The organism is Serratia sp. Nf2 (assembly GCF_003028435.1).
GTDB lineage: Bacteria > Pseudomonadota > Gammaproteobacteria > Enterobacterales > Enterobacteriaceae > Serratia > Serratia marcescens_L.
In genome coordinates this window covers 15,667-33,422 of the sequence record NZ_PYTW01000002.1, presented here as the reverse complement: position 1 = coordinate 33,422, position 17,756 = coordinate 15,667, and the positions used below count along the sequence as shown (strand labels likewise).

At 64.6% G+C, this 17,756-nt stretch carries 10 protein-coding genes; 1 reads left to right on the top strand and 9 read right to left on the bottom strand.

The window, feature by feature from the left end:
- Window positions 1–46: 46 nt before the first annotated feature.
- The 7 genes from C9411_RS05150 to fes form a co-directional block, all read right to left on the bottom strand.
- Window positions 47–907, bottom strand: coding sequence for an isochorismatase (locus tag C9411_RS05150; RefSeq protein WP_107226610.1), 861 nt, complete (start codon window positions 905–907; stop codon window positions 47–49).
- 3 nt (window positions 908–910) lie between these two features.
- Entirely contained in the window at window positions 911–2,539 is a 1,629-nt protein-coding gene (locus C9411_RS05145) for a (2,3-dihydroxybenzoyl)adenylate synthase (protein WP_107226609.1), read from the bottom strand.
- Between the two features lie 7 nt (window positions 2,540–2,546).
- The gene (locus C9411_RS05140) at window positions 2,547–3,752 is read right to left on the bottom strand and encodes an isochorismate synthase (protein WP_107226608.1); all 1,206 of its coding nucleotides are present in this window, start codon (window positions 3,750–3,752) and stop codon (window positions 2,547–2,549) included.
- Window positions 3,753–3,964: 212 nt separating this feature from the next.
- A complete protein-coding gene (entS, locus tag C9411_RS05135) occupies window positions 3,965–5,233 on the bottom strand; it encodes an enterobactin transporter EntS (protein ID WP_107226607.1) in 1,269 nt (422 codons plus the stop codon).
- Between the two features lie 175 nt (window positions 5,234–5,408).
- Window positions 5,409–9,353, bottom strand: coding sequence for an enterobactin synthase subunit F (locus C9411_RS05130; protein ID WP_107226606.1), 3,945 nt, complete (start codon window positions 9,351–9,353; stop codon window positions 5,409–5,411).
- A gap of 32 nt (window positions 9,354–9,385) precedes the next feature.
- Window positions 9,386–9,592: an MbtH family protein gene (locus tag C9411_RS05125; RefSeq protein WP_063988413.1), complete on the bottom strand. Its 207-nt coding sequence runs from the start codon at window positions 9,590–9,592 to the stop codon at window positions 9,386–9,388.
- Entirely contained in the window at window positions 9,567–10,940 is a 1,374-nt protein-coding gene (fes, locus tag C9411_RS05120) for an enterochelin esterase (protein WP_072265060.1), read from the bottom strand. Before fes ends, C9411_RS05125 begins: the two co-directional genes overlap by 26 nt.
- Window positions 10,941–11,224: 284 nt before the next feature.
- Between fes and C9411_RS05115 the strand changes: the two genes are divergently transcribed.
- Window positions 11,225–13,507 (top strand): TonB-dependent siderophore receptor, encoded by a 2,283-nt coding sequence (locus C9411_RS05115; protein WP_063988411.1) that lies wholly within the window; start codon window positions 11,225–11,227, stop codon window positions 13,505–13,507.
- 59 nt (window positions 13,508–13,566) lie between these two features.
- On the opposite strand, the gene C9411_RS05110 is transcribed toward C9411_RS05115, so the two are convergent.
- Window positions 13,567–14,799, bottom strand: a complete 1,233-nt coding sequence (locus tag C9411_RS05110) for a YncE family protein (protein ID WP_063988410.1) — start codon at window positions 14,797–14,799, stop codon at window positions 13,567–13,569.
- A gap of 47 nt (window positions 14,800–14,846) precedes the next feature.
- Window positions 14,847–17,756: a condensation domain-containing protein gene (locus C9411_RS05105; protein ID WP_107226605.1), complete on the bottom strand. Its 2,910-nt coding sequence runs from the start codon at window positions 17,754–17,756 to the stop codon at window positions 14,847–14,849.

The following is a 17,756-nucleotide window of genomic DNA, read 5'->3' as shown; positions in this document are numbered from 1 at the left end:
AGAGCCAACGGGGCGGCCGCTCGGCCGCCCTCTCTCGTTATTAAAATCAGGCTTTCTCTTCGGAAAGCAGCGCCCACCAGCTGTCGATGGTCGGGTTGCGCGCCAGCGCGATAAAGTCGATGTCGCCGCGGATCTTGCGCCAGCGGGTCGCCAGCTCCATGATGCGCACCGAATCCAGGCCGTAATCGATCAGGTTCTCATCGTTGCCCATGTCTTCGCTGTCTTCGTCCAACAGCGGCAGGATCTGCTGACGCAGCGCATCGATGCTGGCGATACCGGCAGCCGGCAACAGAGACGCGGTGGTCACTACCCGGCCGCAGCGGCCGGCGGTGTAACGCAGCGCCATCAGGTGTTCGTCGCGCGAGAAATCCGCCAGGCCGTCGGCCACCATGAACGGCTGGATGTTGCGCATGAAGGCGTCGATGGCGGTGGTCAGGCAGCCGATGTGCGCATACACGCCGCAGATGATCAGCTGATCGCGGCCGGACTCCTGCAGGATCTCCTGCAGCGGCGAGCGGTGGAAGGCGCTGTAGCGCCATTTCACCAGCACCGTGTCGTTTTCGTCCGGCGCCAGCGCGGCGGTCACCGCCTGCTGCTCGGGGTGTTTGTTCAGGCCCGGCCCCCACATGTCGTTCAACAGCGCGCGATCTTCATCGCTCTGCTGGTTCGGCTGCGCGGTATAGAACACCGGAATGCCCTGCTGTTTGCAGTAGCGGCGCAGGCTGGCGATGTTCTCCACCACCTGTTTAATCAGCGCGCTGTCTTCGCCCCAGAAATTGAGGAAATACTGCTGCATGTCGTGGATCAGCAGCGCGGCGCGCTGCGGTTCTACCTGCCAGGTGACTTTATTTTGCGGCAGTTCGTCCGCCGTCGGCAGCGCGTAATCATTAAGTTTTGGAATGGCCATCGATTAATCTCCCTGAGCCTGAGTCTGTAGTTGCGCGTCGAGCTGCTGGCGCAGCCGTTTTTTGTCCACTTTGCCGACCGGGGTCAGCGGCAGGCTGTCCACCTGAATAAAACGATCCGGCAGTTTGAAGTCCGCCACGCCCTGCTCGCGCAGGTGGCGGCGTAGCACCACCGGTTTCAGCGGCGCGTTGGCGATAATATAGGCGCAGCTCTTCTCCCCCATCAGCGCGTCCGGCATCGACACCAGCGCGGCGTTGATCACGTCCGGATGACGCAGCAGCAGGTTCTCGATCTCCTCGGCGGCGATCTTTTCCCCGCCGCGGTTGATCTGGTCTTTCTGCCGCCCCTGCACGGTGATGTAGCCGTCTTCGCTGATGCTGATCAGATCGCCGGAGCAGTAGAAACCGTCGGCGTCGAAGGCATCGGCGTTGTGCGCCGGGCTCTGGTAGTAACCGCGGAAGGTATAAGGCCCGCGCGTCATCAACCGGCCGACCTCGCCCGCCGGCAATGGATTGCCGTCGTCATCCGCCACCCACACCTCGTCGTCCGGCGACATCGGCCGCCCTTGCGTCGCCAGGATGTGGCGTTCGTCGTCGTCCAGCCGGGTGTAGTTCACCAGCCCTTCCGCCATACCGAACACCTGCTGCAGTTGGCAGCCGATTTCGTTCTGAATGCGCGCTGCCAGCGTCTCGCCCAATTTGGCGCCGCCCACCTGCAGCAGTTTCAGGCTGGCGAGCTGGGCATTGCCGCCCCACTCTTCGATCGCCTGCAGCCACAGCGTGACCGCCGGCGGCACCAGCGCCGTCACGTTGATTTGGTGCTGTTCGATCAGGCGGAAGCACTGCCCGGCGTCCGGATCGGCGGCGAACACCACCAGCCCGGCGCCATAAAACACGCCCAGCACGCCCGGCGAGCTCATCGGGTAGTTGTGCGCCACCGGCAGCGCGCACAGATAGCGGGTCTGCGCGTCGAAACGGCAGATCTCCACGCTGCGGCGAATGCTGTAGTAGTAGTCGTTGTGGGTACGCGGGATCAGCTTCGGCGTACCGGTGCTGCCGCCGGAAAGCTGGAAGAACGCCACCTGATCGGCCGCAGAAGGCCGCGCGACGAAACCGTCGCTGGCTTCGTCCAGCCAGGCGGCCAGCGCCAGCTCACCCTCGGGCTGGCTACGCAGCGCCACGACACGCAGCGAAGGATGCGCATCGCGGAACGCGTTCAGGAATTGGTCGTCGGCAAACAGCGCGTGCTGGCGGTCGGCGATCAGCAGCACCGGCTTGATCTGCTCGGCATAGGCGTTCAGCTCGCTGCGCTGGTGGCTGAACAGCGCGTTGACCGGCGCCACGCCAATTTTCAGCAGCGCGAAGAACACGATATAGAACTCCGCCACGTTGCCCAGCTGCACCAGCGCGGTGTCGCCGGATTTCACGCCGCGGCGCTGCAGAGCGGCCGCCAGGCGATCGGCGCGCTGCTGCAGCTCGCGGTAAGTCAGGCTGCCCTGGGCGTCGATAATCGCCGGGGCGTCGTTGTTGGCCTGGCGGTCGAGAATTTCGGTCAGCGGCTTGTCAATCCAGTAGCCGCGCTCGCGATAGCGGCTGGCGAACTCCGCCGGCCAGGGGGTAAAGGCAATGCTCATCTTGTCGTTATCCTTGATTCATACCAAAGGCACGCAGAATGGTGCTGAGTTTGGTGCCTGTTTCATGCCATTCAGATTCGGGTGAAGAGTCTTCCACGATGCCGGCGCCGGCGAACAGCCGCACCCGGTTGCCGTCAACGGTGCCGCAGCGGATAGTCACTACCCACTCGCCGTTGCCTTCGTCGTCGCACCAGCCGACGATGCCGCCGAACAGGCCGCGATCGAACGGCTCCAGCTTGCCGATCAGGGCGTGCGCCTCGGCCGTCGGCATGCCGCACAGCGCCGGCGTCGGGTGCAGCAGGCAGGCCAGCGACAGGGCATTTTCGTCTGGAGACGCCGCCTCGCCGTCGATCGGCGTGGAGAGGTGCCACAGCGTCGTGGTGGTCAACAATTCGGGGGTGTGCGGCACATTCAGGTAGCGGCAGCGGCCGGCCAGCACGTCACGCATGCTTTCGGTGACGATGCGATGCTCGTGGCGATCTTTCGCCGAGGCCATCAGCCGCTCTCCCACTTCGCGATCGCGTTGCGGGTCGGCCTCGCGCCGGGCGGAACCGGCCAGCGGGTTGGAATAGAAACGGCCGCCGTCCTGGCGCAACAGCAGCTCTGGGCTGGCGCCCAACAGCGCGCCCTGCTCCAGCGGCACATGGAAATGGAAACCGTGCGGGTTCTGGGCAATCACGCGCGCCATCAGCGCATGGCGATCCACCGGCTGACGCGTTTCGATCTCCAGCAGGCGCGACAGCACCACTTTATCCAGCTCACCGGCCTTCATCGCGTCAACGGCATCGCTGACCATGTTCATGAACGGCTGCTGCGGCGGCAGCTCCGTCACGCCGGCCAGTTCAGGGCCGTTCGCCGCCGGCCGAACGCCGGCCATAAAGGCGGCGCGATCGAACCAGCGGCTCTGCTGTGGAATAAACAGCGCCGAAGGCTGCCGGGTATCGAACGGGATGGCGCCGCACAGCAGCGGGTTTTTGATGCCGGCCTGACGGGCATCGGTAAACGCCTGCCGCACGCTACGCTGGAACTCGCCGTTCAGATCGGCGCCGTCCGCGGCCGGCAGGCGAATGCGGCTGAAACAACCGGTGGTGGTCAAGCTGCGGAAAGGGGAGGTAAAGAAGAAGCCCGACGCCGGAGAAAAATCAGCGGCGAACCGGTGTTCTTCGCGCTCCTGCATTTCCTTTCGATTGATGTCGTTCACGGCAGTATCCATCGCTTCGCCCTCAAGGATTTGAAGTGATAACCAATATAATAATGATTATCATTTGAGTTAATTCCGCGCTAAATTACTCGCCGATATTTGCTATGTCAATAAACGTAAGCACTTCTTTCATTTCGAAATCATGACATAAACGCTGTGGGTTTTACGCATGCCGATGATAAGCATTGCTATTTGATCCCACAGCGTCGCATTAGCGCATGACGTTACTTTTCGCTGGCTGGTTGCGCCTCGTTCTGCGGTTCCGGTTTGTGCAGCGTCACCTGGCGCAAACCGGTCATGGCGAACAGCAACAGGATGCCGAGCAGCGCCGCGCCGAAGCCGAAACCGCTGGCGCTCATCGCCGGCAGCATGAAGGCGCCCATCGCCCCCAGCAGCAACGCGCCCAGCGCATCGCCCACCACGTTCTGCGCCGTCCACAGGCCGTTGATGCGGCCGAGGAAGTTGTCCGGCGTCAGGCTCTGGATCAGGCCGTATTGCAGCAGCGAGTTCAGTGCGCTCAGGTAGCCGAACGCCACCAGGCACAGCAACGCCAGGCTGTACCACGGCATCAGGCCGAACATGCCAATGGCGGCGAACGCCGCGATCGCTGTCAGCAGCATCACCCAGCCGGGGCGCGCCACGTGCGCCACGCGCCCGCTGGTGAACGCACCGATGGCCGCGCCGAGCGGCACGGCGGCGTACATATAGCCGAGGTGGGCAGCGTCGATGTGCCAGCTTTCCGCCATCGCCGGGTACAGCACGCGCACTGCGCTGGCCATGGTCAGCAGCGCGCCGATCAGCGCCACCATGCCGATCACCTTGTTCTGGAACAGGAAGGCGAAGCCGCCCGCCAGCGCGCGCAGCGGATGTTCACGCGGCTGCGGCGGCGGCATCAGCTGCGGCAGGCTCAGCAGCGGCAGCAGCGTCAACAGGGTGCCAAACGCCGCCAGGCCGTAGTTCCAGGCAATGCCCATATGGGCGATCACCAGACCGCCAATCGCCGGGGAAAGAATCGAGCCGAAGCGCACCGTCAGCATGCTGATGGCGCCCGCCTGCACGATGTTTTCGCGGCCCACCAGCGCCGGCGTGGCCGCCAGCAGCGCCGTCACCCCCACCGCGCCGAAGAAGCCGTCCCACACCGCCAGCAGATAAATGGCCGCCAGCGAAGGCGACGGCAACAGGGCGTTGAGGCACAGGCCGACGAAGCCGACGCCGCAGGTAGAACGCGCGAACAGGATCAGCCGGCGCCGCTCATAGCGATCGGCCAATACGCCCCCCATCAGCAGCCCGGCGAACATGCCGCCGCCGGCCAGCGTCACCGCCAGCCCCACCTGCAGGGTGGAACCGGTCAGCGCCTGGATCTGCACCGGGATGGCGATCGCCATCAGCCCCAGCGCCACAATGGAGATAAAGCGCGCGCAGAATACCGCGCGGAAAGCCCGGTTGGTTTTCAGCAGGCTAAAATCAAGCAGGATGGAGGGTTTGCTACTCATCGGTTGTTCACCACATCTTTAAACGGGGATTCTGCAGTTGCGGGGCGCTATGCTAGCACAGATGACGAAATCAATAATGATAATAAAACTCATTGATATTCAACTGTGAGCGACCGCAAGAAACGCCGCCACACGCGGGGTCATCCCCGTGCCTGGCGGCGAGATAACGGCGCGATTACAGCGTGCGCAAGATCCGGTTCAGCAGCGGCCCCAACACTTTGAACGACGCCGGCGAAACGATATCGACATGCGCGCAGTCCAGCTCGTGCACCTGCAGCGCATCGACGTACTGCGACCAGGTCTGATGCACGTCCATTCCTTCCTGCAATGTGCGTTTGGCGACGAACAGCGTCGCCTGGCCGAGGAAACGGGCGGTGCGCGTGTGCGACAGCAACCGCACCGAATCGGCGTAGTTGGCCTCGATGTTGTCGAACATCGCGGTGCGCGTCTCGCCCAGCGCCGGATCGAGCGTATCCTGCGACACCGCCAGGAACTGCTCGCGCTCGCGCTGCACTTCCTTCAACACGTTGTCGTCCAGCATCACGTCCCAGTTTTGGGTCTCCGGCGGATAGGTATCCAGCAGGCCAAGGAACGCCACCTGCTCGCCGCGCGCCTGCAGCCGGGCGGCGATGCCCTGCGCCAGCGTGCCGCCCAGCGAGTAGCCGATGAAGTGGTACGGCCCATGCGGCTGTACCTGCAACACCGTCTGCAGGTGGGCATCCACCACCTGATCCATATCTTCGCTCAGCGCCAACGGGCCGTCCGGCCGCGGTGACTGGATACCGACCAGCGACCAGTGCTGATCGAGATAGCGCGGCAATACGCTGAACTGCCAGGAGAAACCGGACGCCGGGTGCAGACAGAACAGCGTCGGCCCCTCGGTGACGCGCAGCGGCAATACGCTGTCGAAGCCGCTGCGATCGGCCTCTTCCTGCGTGCGATCTTCCGCCAGCAAGGCGGCCAGCTGCTCGACGCGCGACGCCACCATCACCTGGCCGACGGACACCGCCTTGCCCAGATCGCGGCGCAGCTCCGCCGCCAGCCGCATCGCCAGCAGCGAATGGCCGCCGAGCGCGAAGAAATCGTCGTCGGCGAACACCTGCTCGCGCTGCAGCAAACGGGCGAATACCGCCGCGATCTCGCTTTCCAGCCCGGCCTGCGGCGGCCGTCCTGCCTTGCGTTCACCGCCCTGCGGCTGCGGCAAGGCCTTGCGATCCAGCTTGCCGTTGGCGCTCAGCGGCAAATCGCTCATTTCCACCAGCGCCACCGGCACCATGTGCGGCGGCAGGCGGTCGGCCAGCGCCGCACGCAGGGCTTCCGCATCCCAGCTCGCGCCGGGCTGCATCACCAGATAACCCACCAGTTGGCGCGCATCGCCGCCGGCGTCCACCGGCGTGCCCTGCAGCACCAGCGCGTGCGTCACCGCCTGGCGCACGCCCGGCAGCGACAGCAAGGCGTGGTCGATTTCGCTCAGCTCGATACGCTGCCCGCGGATCTTCAGCTGATCGTCGCTGCGGCCCAAATATTCCACCGCACCGTCCGGCAGCCAGCGCGCCACGTCGCCGGTGCGGTACATGCGCCCGCCCTCGCCGAACGGATCGGCGACAAAGCGGCTGGCGGTCAGATCCGGCCGGCCAAGGTAGCCGTGCGCCAGCTGCACGCCGGTCAGATACAGATCGCCCGCCACGCCCGGCGGTACCGGCCGCAGGCGCGCGTCAAGAATGCGCAGCCCGGTGTTCCACACCGGCAGGCCGATCGGCACGTTGGCGCCGGTCACCTTCGCCAGCGCGTCGCCGTAGGCCGGATGCCAGGTCACATCCACCGCCGCTTCGGTCGGGCCGTAGAGGTTGTGCAACGGCACCGCCGTGCGGCTTTGCCACAGGCGGCACAGCTCCGCCGGCAGCGCTTCGCCGCTGCAGAACACCTGGCGCAACGCGGCGCAGTTCGCCACCGCCGCGTCGTCGTCCAGGGCGGCCACAAAAGCCGCCAGCATCGACGGCACGAAGTGCAGCGTGGTAATGCGGTGTTGCGCGATCAGCTGTTGCAGCTGCTGCGGATCGCGATGCGCCTCCGGCGGCGCCATCACCAGCCGGGCGCCGACCATCAGCGGCCAGAAGAATTCCCACACCGAGACGTCGAAACTGCACGGCGTTTTCTGCAGCACCGCGTCGTCCGCTCCCAGCGGATACTGGTGCTGCATCCACAGCAGGCGGTTGACGATCGCCTGATGGCCGACCAACACGCCTTTCGGGCGCCCGGTGGAGCCGGAGGTAAAGATGATATAGGCCGCATGGTCCGGCGTCGGGCCCGCGATCGCCACCTCGGCGGCGTGATCGGCCGCCAGCGGCGCGTCATACAGCAAGATTTCGCCCTTGTCGGCGAAACGCGCCTGCTGCGCCGGGTTGGTGATGACCAGCCGCGGCGCGGCGTCTTCCAGCATCATCGCCAGCCGCTCGTCCGGATAACCGGTGTCCAGCGGCAGATAGGCGGCGCCCGCTTCCACGATCGCCATCAACGCCAGCGACAGGAACACCGAACGCGGCAGCGCCACTGCCACAATGTCGCCCGGCCGCACGCCCTGCGCCACCAGCTCGCGCGCCAGCGCCGTAACCTGCTCGCGCGTTTCGCGGTAGGTAAAGCTGAAATGCGCATCCGCCAGCGCCGGTGCGTCCGGCGTGGTTTGCGCCTGCTGCGCCAGCAGCTGGCTCAGCGTGGTCGCCGGCACCGGGTGCGCCGTGTCGTTGACCCGCGCCAGCAGCGCGTGATCGTCGGCGGTCAGCATATCGGCTTCGCCGATCGGCAACGTTGCCTGCGCGGCGAACTGCGCCAGCAGCAGCGGCAACCGCTGCAAATGCGCCTGCAGTTCCTGGCGGCTGTAACGCTCGGCGTTGGCCAGCAGCTCCACCTTCAGCTGATGGTGTTCGTCGATAAACAGCGCAATCTCCAGATCGCGCACCGGCCCGGAGGCCAGATCGTGGGTGATGCCTTCGATACCGGCGAAGTCCAACTGGTAATCGAACATTTTGAAGTTGAAGACCGTGCCGTACAGCGGTTCACCGTCGCCGATGCGCCCCAGATCGCGCTGCACCTGCTCGGCGTCGTAGCGCTGATGGCGGCGCACCGTTTTCAGCTCGCGGCTGATGCGAGTGGCTGCCTCATACAGCGTGGCCTGCGGCTCGAGATGCATCTCCATCGGCAGCACGTTGATCACCGGGCCGGCGGCGCACAGGGCGGCCGATCCGGTGCGGCGCATGAAGATAAAACCGGCACTGAAGCTCGGTTGGCCGCTCAGGCGCGATACCCACAGCGCCACCAGCGCCACCGCCATATCGGCGGCGTTCAGCTTCTGCTGCGCACCGCACTGCACCAGTTCGGCGAAGGCCTGCGGATCGCAGCGCTGTTCCAATCGATGGATGCGCGGCGTGGGGGTTTGCCCGGCCAGCGGCTGCGGGCAGAGCGTGGCCGGCGGCGGCAGCTGCCGCGCTTTTTCGAGCCAGAAATCGGCGTCGCGCTGCCAGGCCGGCGCCTCCCGGTAAGCCTGGTATTCCGCCACCACGTCGCTGAACGCCGTGAAAGGCGTCGGTTCCAGCGCGTCGCCGCGGCAAAGATGGGTGTAAATCGCCGCCACGCGGCGAGCGATGGCGGTGAAGCTGAAACCGTCCACCAGCAGATGGTGATAGCGCTGATACCAGAACCAGCGATCATCCGCCAGACGCATCACCACATGGCGATACAGCGGCGCGCCGCTGCCGGCGCGCAGATCGCTCGCCAGATCGATGTCCATCAGCGCGCGCGCGGCGGCTTCGGGATCCGGCGACGTCGTCAGATCGACGAGTTCCGGCTCGTGCACCGACAGCGCGTCGTCCAGCCATTGCACCGGCACGCCGTCGCGTTCCGCAAAACGCAGGCGCAGCATATCCACCTCGCCCAGGCCCTGGATGATGGCCTGCAGCAGAGGCTCTACGGCAATGGGGCCGTTGAGTTCGATGGCGTGGGCCACCGCGTAGGCATTGCGATGTGGAGAAATTTGATCGGCGACCCAGATGCCGGGTTGCGCCGCGACCAGCGGCCATTCGCCCGCAAGCGCCGGGCCGCTGAGAGAGTTAGGGGTGTGTGACACTGCTTATTGCTCCCGTGATTACCTGGCGCCGGTCACGCCTCGCGTGCTGCGACCGGCAAAATGTCTTGCCAATGCTGTTCCAGCCATTCGGCGCACGCGGTGTGCGCCGCCGGGCCGAAGACGATCGTCCAATCGGACGGAATGGCGCGGAAATCCGGCCACAAACTGTATTGTTGTTGTACGTTGCGCAGCACCAGGCTGCGCTGCTGTGGATCATCGAACGGATTCAGGCTTTCCATCATGTGTTCCTCGTGCCGTCGCCGATGCCGGGTAAGCGGTGGCGAAAGCGGAGGCCCAGACCGCCTGCAGCCCGTCGGTCAGGCCACTGCGCCAGCACAGCGCGTCGTGCCCGCCTTCCACCACCCGGTAGTGCACCCGATGGCCGGCGTCGCTCAGGCGCGCCGCCATTTCGCCGCTGACCCGGTGCACCAGCTTTTCCTGCGAACCGGCTTCCATAAATACCTTCAGCGCGCCGTGGTTGCCCAAGCCGTGCCGTTCTACCTGCTGCATCAGCCAGCAGGCGTCGTCGGGAATGCTCGGCAGCTGCAGCATGTCGCGCCGCGGCCACCAATAGGAACCGGACTGGGTGATCACCGCGCCGAAACGCTGCGGCCAGCGCAGCCCGGCATACAGGGAGGCCAGACCGCCAAAGCTTTGCCCCGCCACCACCGTATCGGCCGGTTTGTCGCTGTGCGGCGCCCAGTCGGCCAGCTGCGGCATCAGTTCTTCCTGCACCGCCAGCCAGAAATCGTCCTTGCAGGTTAATTCTCGCGCCCGGTGCGGCAGATCGATGATGTCGATCAGCACATACACCGCTTCCGGCAACGCCCCCTCGCGGGTCAGTTGCATCAGCGGCTCCCAGACCGGCATCTGCTTCGCCCAGAACTGGCCGTCGAGCAGGATAGCCAACGGACGCTCGGCCGGCTTGCTGTCGCCTGTCGTGTAGATCCAGACATCGCGGCTGTTGCCCAGGCGTTCGCTCTGCCAGGTATGGCGCTGCAAACGCGCCGGCAACGGCGGCGTGCAGCGCCCGCTGGCGATCTCGTACTCGTCGAACGAGCGCCATACCGGCTGCGGCGGCGCATCCGGCATGTGCAGGCCGGAGACGCTGTGGCCGCTGGCGCTTTGCCAGGAGCGATACGGGTTGAGCAAATCGGGGGTGGCGCTGGCGAACACCTGATGCCACCAGTGGCGCAGGTTGTGCATGTTGGCGTGCGCATCGTCGCCGCTGAACGCCGGCGGCCGCTCGTCAAAGCAGGGGATAAAGCAGTAGCTGCCGCGCCAGGCGCCGCTCAGCTCGGTCTGCCAGTACCACACGTCGGTGCCGGCCAAACGCTGCAGGCTTTGCGGCGGATTCGGCTGATGATGGTCGGTCAGGCAGTTAATGTTGATCCACACGCGACGGTAGGCGGAGGTCAATTCGCATCCCTGAGGATCGCGCCAGAAAAAGGTGGTTCGCCAGCGGCCGTTACCCGCCGGTTCTACCCATGGCGTACCGCGCCGTGCCACCGTCAACCACCACCCTGGACTGCCCGCATTGCTGCTGGCCAATAATCTGCTGCTTTCTGACTGTAGTTCTGTATTCACAACGCCTACCCATTTTGTAGTTGGCGGCACCGGGAACGTCGACTTTTCCCTATCGCCGGCCACCGCCCGAACGCACTGTACGCCAAATACTATTGATAATAATTTGCATTTGCAATAGTGTGTAAGGCTTGGAGATCGTGCTGGTATTGCGCGCAACGGACAGGGATCGGGGATATATCAATGGCATCCCTTGCCGCAGCCGATTTTCTATTTCCGACTACACAAAAACTACAACCGCCCTTCCCCCCGTTCGGCGAGGGATGGCAGCAAGGTAGGACACTCAAATGAAAAGCAAGCTATCACGTTATTCTTTAGCCACTCTTATCGGCTTGGGATTGGGCGCGTCCGCGTTCGCCAACGCCGCACAGCAGACCGACACCCCCACCACGGAAGAAAACAGCGGCGCAGTGGATAAAAAACCGCGCGGCGAAGACACCATCGTGGTGACCGCCGCCCGGCAGAACCTGCAGGCACCGGGGGTGTCCACCATCACCGCCGACGAGATCCAAAAACGCCCGCCGGCGCGCGACATCAGCGAACTGATCCGCACCATGCCCGGGGTTAACCTGACCGGCAACTCCACCAGCGGCCAGCGTGGCAACAACCGCCAGATCGATATCCGCGGCATGGGCCCGGAAAACACCCTGATTCTGATCGACGGCAAGCCGGCCTCCAGCCGCAACTCGGTGCGCCAGGGCTGGCGCGGCGAGCGCGACTCGCGCGGCGATACCGCCTGGGTGCCGCCGGAAATGATCGAGCGCATCGAAGTGCTGCGCGGCCCTGCCGCAGCGCGCTACGGCAACGGCGCCGCGGGCGGCGTGGTCAACATCATCACCAAGAAGGCCGGCGATGCGCTGCACGGCTCGCTGAACGGCTACTTCAACGTGCCGCAGCACAAGCAGGAGGGTGCCACCAAGCGCACCGACTTCAGCCTGTCCGGCCCGCTGAGCGATTCCCTGAGCTTCCGCCTGTTCGGCGGCTACAGCAAAACGCAGGCCGATGCCTGGGACATTAACGAATCACACAAGTCCGAACGCGTCGGCGCCTACGCCAACAGCGTCCCGGCCGGGCGCGAAGGGGTAGTCGATAAAAACATCGACGCCTTGCTGCACTGGGACTTCGCCCATCTGCAGTCGCTGGAGTTCGAGTACGCTTACGGCCGCCAGGGCAACCTGTACGCCGGCGATACCCAGAACACCAACACCAACGCCCTGGTGCAGAGCAACTACGGCGAAGAGACCAACCGCATCTACCGTGAAACCTTCGGCCTGACCCACCGCGGCGCCTGGGACAACGGCGTGAGCACCAACAACTACGTTCAGTTTGAACGCACCCGCAACACCCGCCTGAACGAAGGGCTGGCCGGCGGCACCGAAGGCATCTTCGACACCAAAAACACCGGGTTCGGCACCACCAAACTGGACGACTTCCTGGCGCACAGCGAAGTCAGCGTGCCGTTTGAACTGGGCGTCGCCCAGACCGCCACGCTGGGTACCGAGTGGACCCAGCAGCGGATGAAAGACGGCACGTCCACCAGCCAAACGCTGATGGGCGGCACCATTCCCGGCATGACTACCGGTACGCGCAGCCCTTACGCTTCCGCGCATATCTTCTCGCTGTTCGCCGAAGACAATATCGAGCTGACCGACACCACCATGCTGACGCCGGGCCTGCGTTACGATCTGCATTCCGAATCCGGCAACAACTGGAGCCCGGCGCTAAACCTGTCGCAGGAACTGGGCGACTACTTCACGCTGAAGATGGGCATCGCGCGTTCCTATAAAGCCCCGACGCTGTTCCAGACCAACGGCAACTACCTGCTGTACAGCAAAGGCCAGGGATGTGCCGGCAGCGATACCAAAAACGGCTGCTACCTGCTGGGCAACGACGATCTGAAAGCGGAAACCAGCGTCAACAAAGAGATCGGGCTGGAATTCCATAACGAAGGCTGGCTGGCCGGCGTGACCTACTTCCGCAACGATTACCACAACAAGATTGAGGCGGGTAACTCTCGCATCGCCACCAGCAGCACCGGCACGGCGGTCTATCAGTGGGAAAACGTACCGAAAGCGGTGGTACAAGGGCTGGAAGGCTCGTTGAACGTGCCGGTCAGCGAGACCGTCACCTGGAGCAACAACGCCACCTACATGATCGAGAACAAGAACAAGACCACCGGCGATTACCTGTCGGTGATCCCGAAGTTCACCGTCAACTCGACCCTCAGCTGGCAGGCCACGCAGGATCTGTCGATGCAGTCCACCCTGACCTGGTACGGCCGTCAGAAGCCGAAGAAGTACAACTACCAGGGTAAACCGGCCACCGGCGGCGAAACCCGCGAGGTCAGCCCTTATGCCGTCGTCGGCGCCAGCGCGACCTATGACCTGACCAAAAACGTCAGCCTCACCGCCGGCATCGACAACCTGTTCGACAAACGCCAGTTCCGCGCCGGCAACGCGCAGAACGTGGGCGATCCGAACACCGGCGCGATTAACATCGCCGGCGCGGGCGCGGCCACCTACAACGAACCGGGCCGTACCTACTACATGAGCATCAACACCCACTTCTGATGACATGGTCCCAATAACAAAGGGGCGCCGCGGCGCCCCTTTTTATTTTCGCTTTTTCGTTACCTGGTATGCAGCTGAATACGCACCACGCTTTCCGGCTTGCCGGCCTTGGTGGAAGCGCCGTCGTTTTTCACCGTCACGAACAGCGCGTCGCCTTTCGGATCCAACGCCAGGCTGTTAGGGTGCGGCGGCAGGTCTACGGTTTGCAGGCGCTTGAGCGTCTTGGCGTCGAACACCGTCAGCGTCCCGGCGCCATGATCCACACGCACGCCTTTGCGGTTGGCGACATACAGCCGCTGGCTGCGCTCGTCGAGCAGCAGGCCGATCGGCACCTCATCCGTCAGCTCGCTGGCCAGCACCTTGCCGCTGTCCGCATCCAGCGCAAACACCCGATGGCCGCTGCTGCGCTTCACGTAGTCGTGCCCCAGATGATGGTTGCGGTAGTCGTCGCGATCGATGCCCTGATCGACGCCCAACAGGCGATTGCTCGCCGGATCATACACCAGGTTCAGCAGCTGATCGGCCTGTACTTCGTGCGTGGCGGTGATCGCCAGCGTGTCGGCGTTCAGGGTGATCACCTGCCCCTGCATGTTGGAGACGAATACCCGACGGCCCTTCTCATCCAGCGTGATGCCCACCGCGTTGTAGCCGAAGCCCGGGATCACTTTCTCCAGCTTGCCGGCCTTGGTATCGACCACGTACAGCACGCTGTCGACGCCGAAGCCCAGGCCCGGCAGGAACAGACGGCCGCTTTGCGCGTCATACTTGAGCTCGCGGAGGCGGTACAGGTAGTCCTCGGTGATTTTGAATTTCTTCAGCTCCGCCAACAGGAAATCCAGGCGCTTGCCGCTGATGCCCGCCTGCTTGTAAGCCTGCTCCAGCACCGCTTTGTCCAGCAGCTTGATGCTGCCCAGCGCGTGGTTGGTGGTGGTGTCCACCACCCCGACTTCGCCGTTGAAGGCCTGCGTCAGGTATAGGCGATTGCCCGCATCGTTCAGCGCCACGCCGAAGCCTTTCACCTGCAGCGGGATCTCCGCTTTGATCGCCAGGGTGTTGGGATCCAGCCGCAGCACGCGGGAGCGCGCCTCTTCCTTCCAGTCTGGTGCGCTGACGAACAGCGCCTGTTGCGAGGTGCTGTAGGCCATCTCCACCACCGTCGACGACAGCGCCTCGCGCTTGATGTCCTGCGGTTTGATGCCGGCATCGTCGGCCTGCGCGGCGCCGGCGACCACCAGAGAGGCCGCCACCAGCAGCGACAGTAACGCGCGCGGGGTTGCTAGGGTTCCAGACATCCTTTTATCTCCTTGAAAATCATGCTTTCGGTTAGAGTGAAACAACGTCATGCCTGCGGCCCGGGCGGCAGCGCCGCCAGAGCGATATCGCCAGCGATGTGCTGCGCAAACTGGGTAAAGACGTGCTGAACGCCGTCGGCGATCAGATTGGCCTGCTCCCGGCTGTAGTGGTCCTGGCGGTAGGTCATCATCACCCGCAGGGATTTCTTCCCGGCCAGATCGTCTTCCATCACCTCAAACTGCAGGCCGAGCAACGATTCGGCTTTCTCCGGCTCCACCTGACGGTAGGCGATCGCGCTGCCGTCCTGCAGCCGGAACTCGCCGTTCAGCTTGATGCGGCTGTGGATTTGGATGAACACTTCGAACATGTGGTTCTTGCGGTCGGCGTCCACGCCGAACAGCCCTTCCTCCACCAGATCGATCGGAATGTCGGTGTACGGCAGCGAGCCGTTGATGGTGTTTTTCACCTGGCTGACCAACCCGGCCACCGTCAGCCCTTCGTCGAAGCGCACGCGGTGCACCACCACGGTGGTGAAGTAGCCGACGGTATCGAAGAACTCGGCGTCGTTACGACCGGAGGTCGAGGTGCCCACCAGCAGATCCGCCGGGCCGCCGAGCAGGCGCAGCGCCGAGGTAATCCCGGCATACACCACGTTGAACAGCGAAGCGTTGTTACGGCGGGCAAGCTGATACAGGCCTTCCGCCACGGCAGGATCGACCTCGAACTCCAGCCAGCCGCCGTTGACGTCCGCCGGTGCCGGCACCGCCGGGTGGGTGGATGCTTCTTGTCGGAAGATCGGCTGGCCGACCGGTGCGCCGCGCAGCGCATCGAGCCAGTAGTCCAGATGTTGCTGCTGCACCCCGGAGGCCCGCTGCTGACGGGCGAAGGTGTGGAACTGCGGTGGTTGCCCACTCCACTGCGGCGCCTGGCCGACGACGCGATGGCGATAGGCGACGCCCAGCTCATCCATCATCAGGTTGAGCGACCATTCATCCAGCACCACATGGTGGAACAATAGCGACAGCAGCTGCTGGCCGTTGTCCGCATCGCGCAGCAGCGTGGCGCGCAGCGGCAGCTCGGCGGCCAGATCGAACCGGTGCTGGCCGGCGTCGGCCAACAGGGCGGCGGCGTTGCCCGCCGGCGTTTCGTTGGAGAAGCGGAACCACGAGTAATCCGAGAGTTCGGCGGCCGGCACCACCACCTGTACCACCTCTCCCTGCTGCTCGACGAAGCGTGAACGCAGCACGGTATGGCGAGTCATGACGTCGATAAACGCCTGACGCAGCGCCGTTTCGTCTACTGCATCGAAGAAGCGCAGAGAGAACGGCAGGTTGAAAATCTCGTCATGGCCGAAGGCTTCATACACCTTCCACAGCGATTCCTGCGCCAGCGACAGCGGCGCCTGCGCGCGATCATGATCGTCGGCGGTGGCCACCGCGGCATTCGGCTGCGCGACGTTCAGGCGTTTGGCGTAGCCCGCCAACCCGCGCGCCGTCGGATGGCTGAACAGATCGTTAATGTTGATTTCGATCTGATGCAGGCTCAGCAAGCGACCGATCACCCGGGTGGCGACCAGCGAATGGCCGCCGCGATCGAAGAAGTCTTCATCCAGGGTCATTTCCGGCGCCACCAGCGCCTCACGGAACTCCTGCAAAATCAGCGGTGCAACGCTTTCGTCCGCGTCGCCGTTCGCCGCCGGCGCGGCCATCGCCGGGGAATCGGCCTCAGCCGCCGGCAGTGCGACGGCAATCCGCTGCCCGGCCAGGAAGGCGCTGAACTGCTCCAGCAAGAAAGGTGCCACATGGGGAGACAGGCGCGGGTCGGTGACCAGCTCGAGCGTCAGCGCTTCCGCTTCCGGCAAGCCCAGCAGCAGCGCCAGTTCGAACGGCGTATGCAGCGGCGGCAGCAACAGGCGTTCGGCGTGAACGCCTTCCAGCCGCCACTCTGCGGCCAGATCGTCGCGCCAGGCCACCAGCAGTTGCGCCCGTTGCGGGTCCGGCTGTTCAGCCACGGCCTGCGCCAGCAGCCTCTGCCCGACGTCGCTCTCGCCATGCTGCACGGTCAGACGCATCAGCGGCGGCGCCGTCAGGCCCAGCTCCAGGCCGACGCACTCCGCCGTCTCCGCCGCCGGCACGCACAGCTGCACCGCTTGGCCGCCGGCCTGCGCGGCGACGAATTCGGCAAACCGTGCCGCCACCGCCGCCAGCAAGGCCCGCGGCGTGTCGTTGGCGGGCAACAGCGAGCGATCAATGCGCGTGACCACGCGCGAGCCCACCGGCAGCAACGCATCAGCGCGCCGCGCCGGGCTGCGATAATCCTGCAGCGAGACCGCCTGGCGCACCCACGGCAGCTGCGGCTCCGAGGTTTCCGCCAGCTCGACCGGTTCCACCGCGAAAGGCAGAGGCATCACATCCCCGTTATAACGGGCGGACAGCATCGCCGGCAGGTGGCGCCACGGCAGCGTTTCCGCCAGGATGTCATGCAAGACCACGCCCAAAATCACCGCATCGCCCGGCGTGAGCAACAGCAGGCAGCGCAGCGGCGCTTCGTTTTCAAGCTCAAACGGCGTTGCCTGCGCTTGCAGCAGGCAACCCATGGCGTGTGGTTCGTCCACCACCTGACGAAGGCTCACCGGCAACGGCGCCGAGCCGGCGGGGCGTTTCTCAAGACCGTTTTCGTCATCAAAAACGTAATGCACGTCCACGCCCGGCGTTTCCCGCACCAACGCCTGCAGCGCCGCCGTCAGTTGGGCGATATCCACGTCCCCCGTCAGGCGCCAGGCCAGCGCCCGCTGCCCGCGAGCGTCACCCTGTTGCAGATGGGCGAACCACGCCCGCTCTTCGGCTTCGCTTACCGGCCGATCGCCGTTCACCGACGCCGCGCCCAGCGCCTGAAAGGCGCTCTCCAGCCGCTGGGCCTCTTCATCGCTCAGAATGCTGTCAAAATCACCGATCAC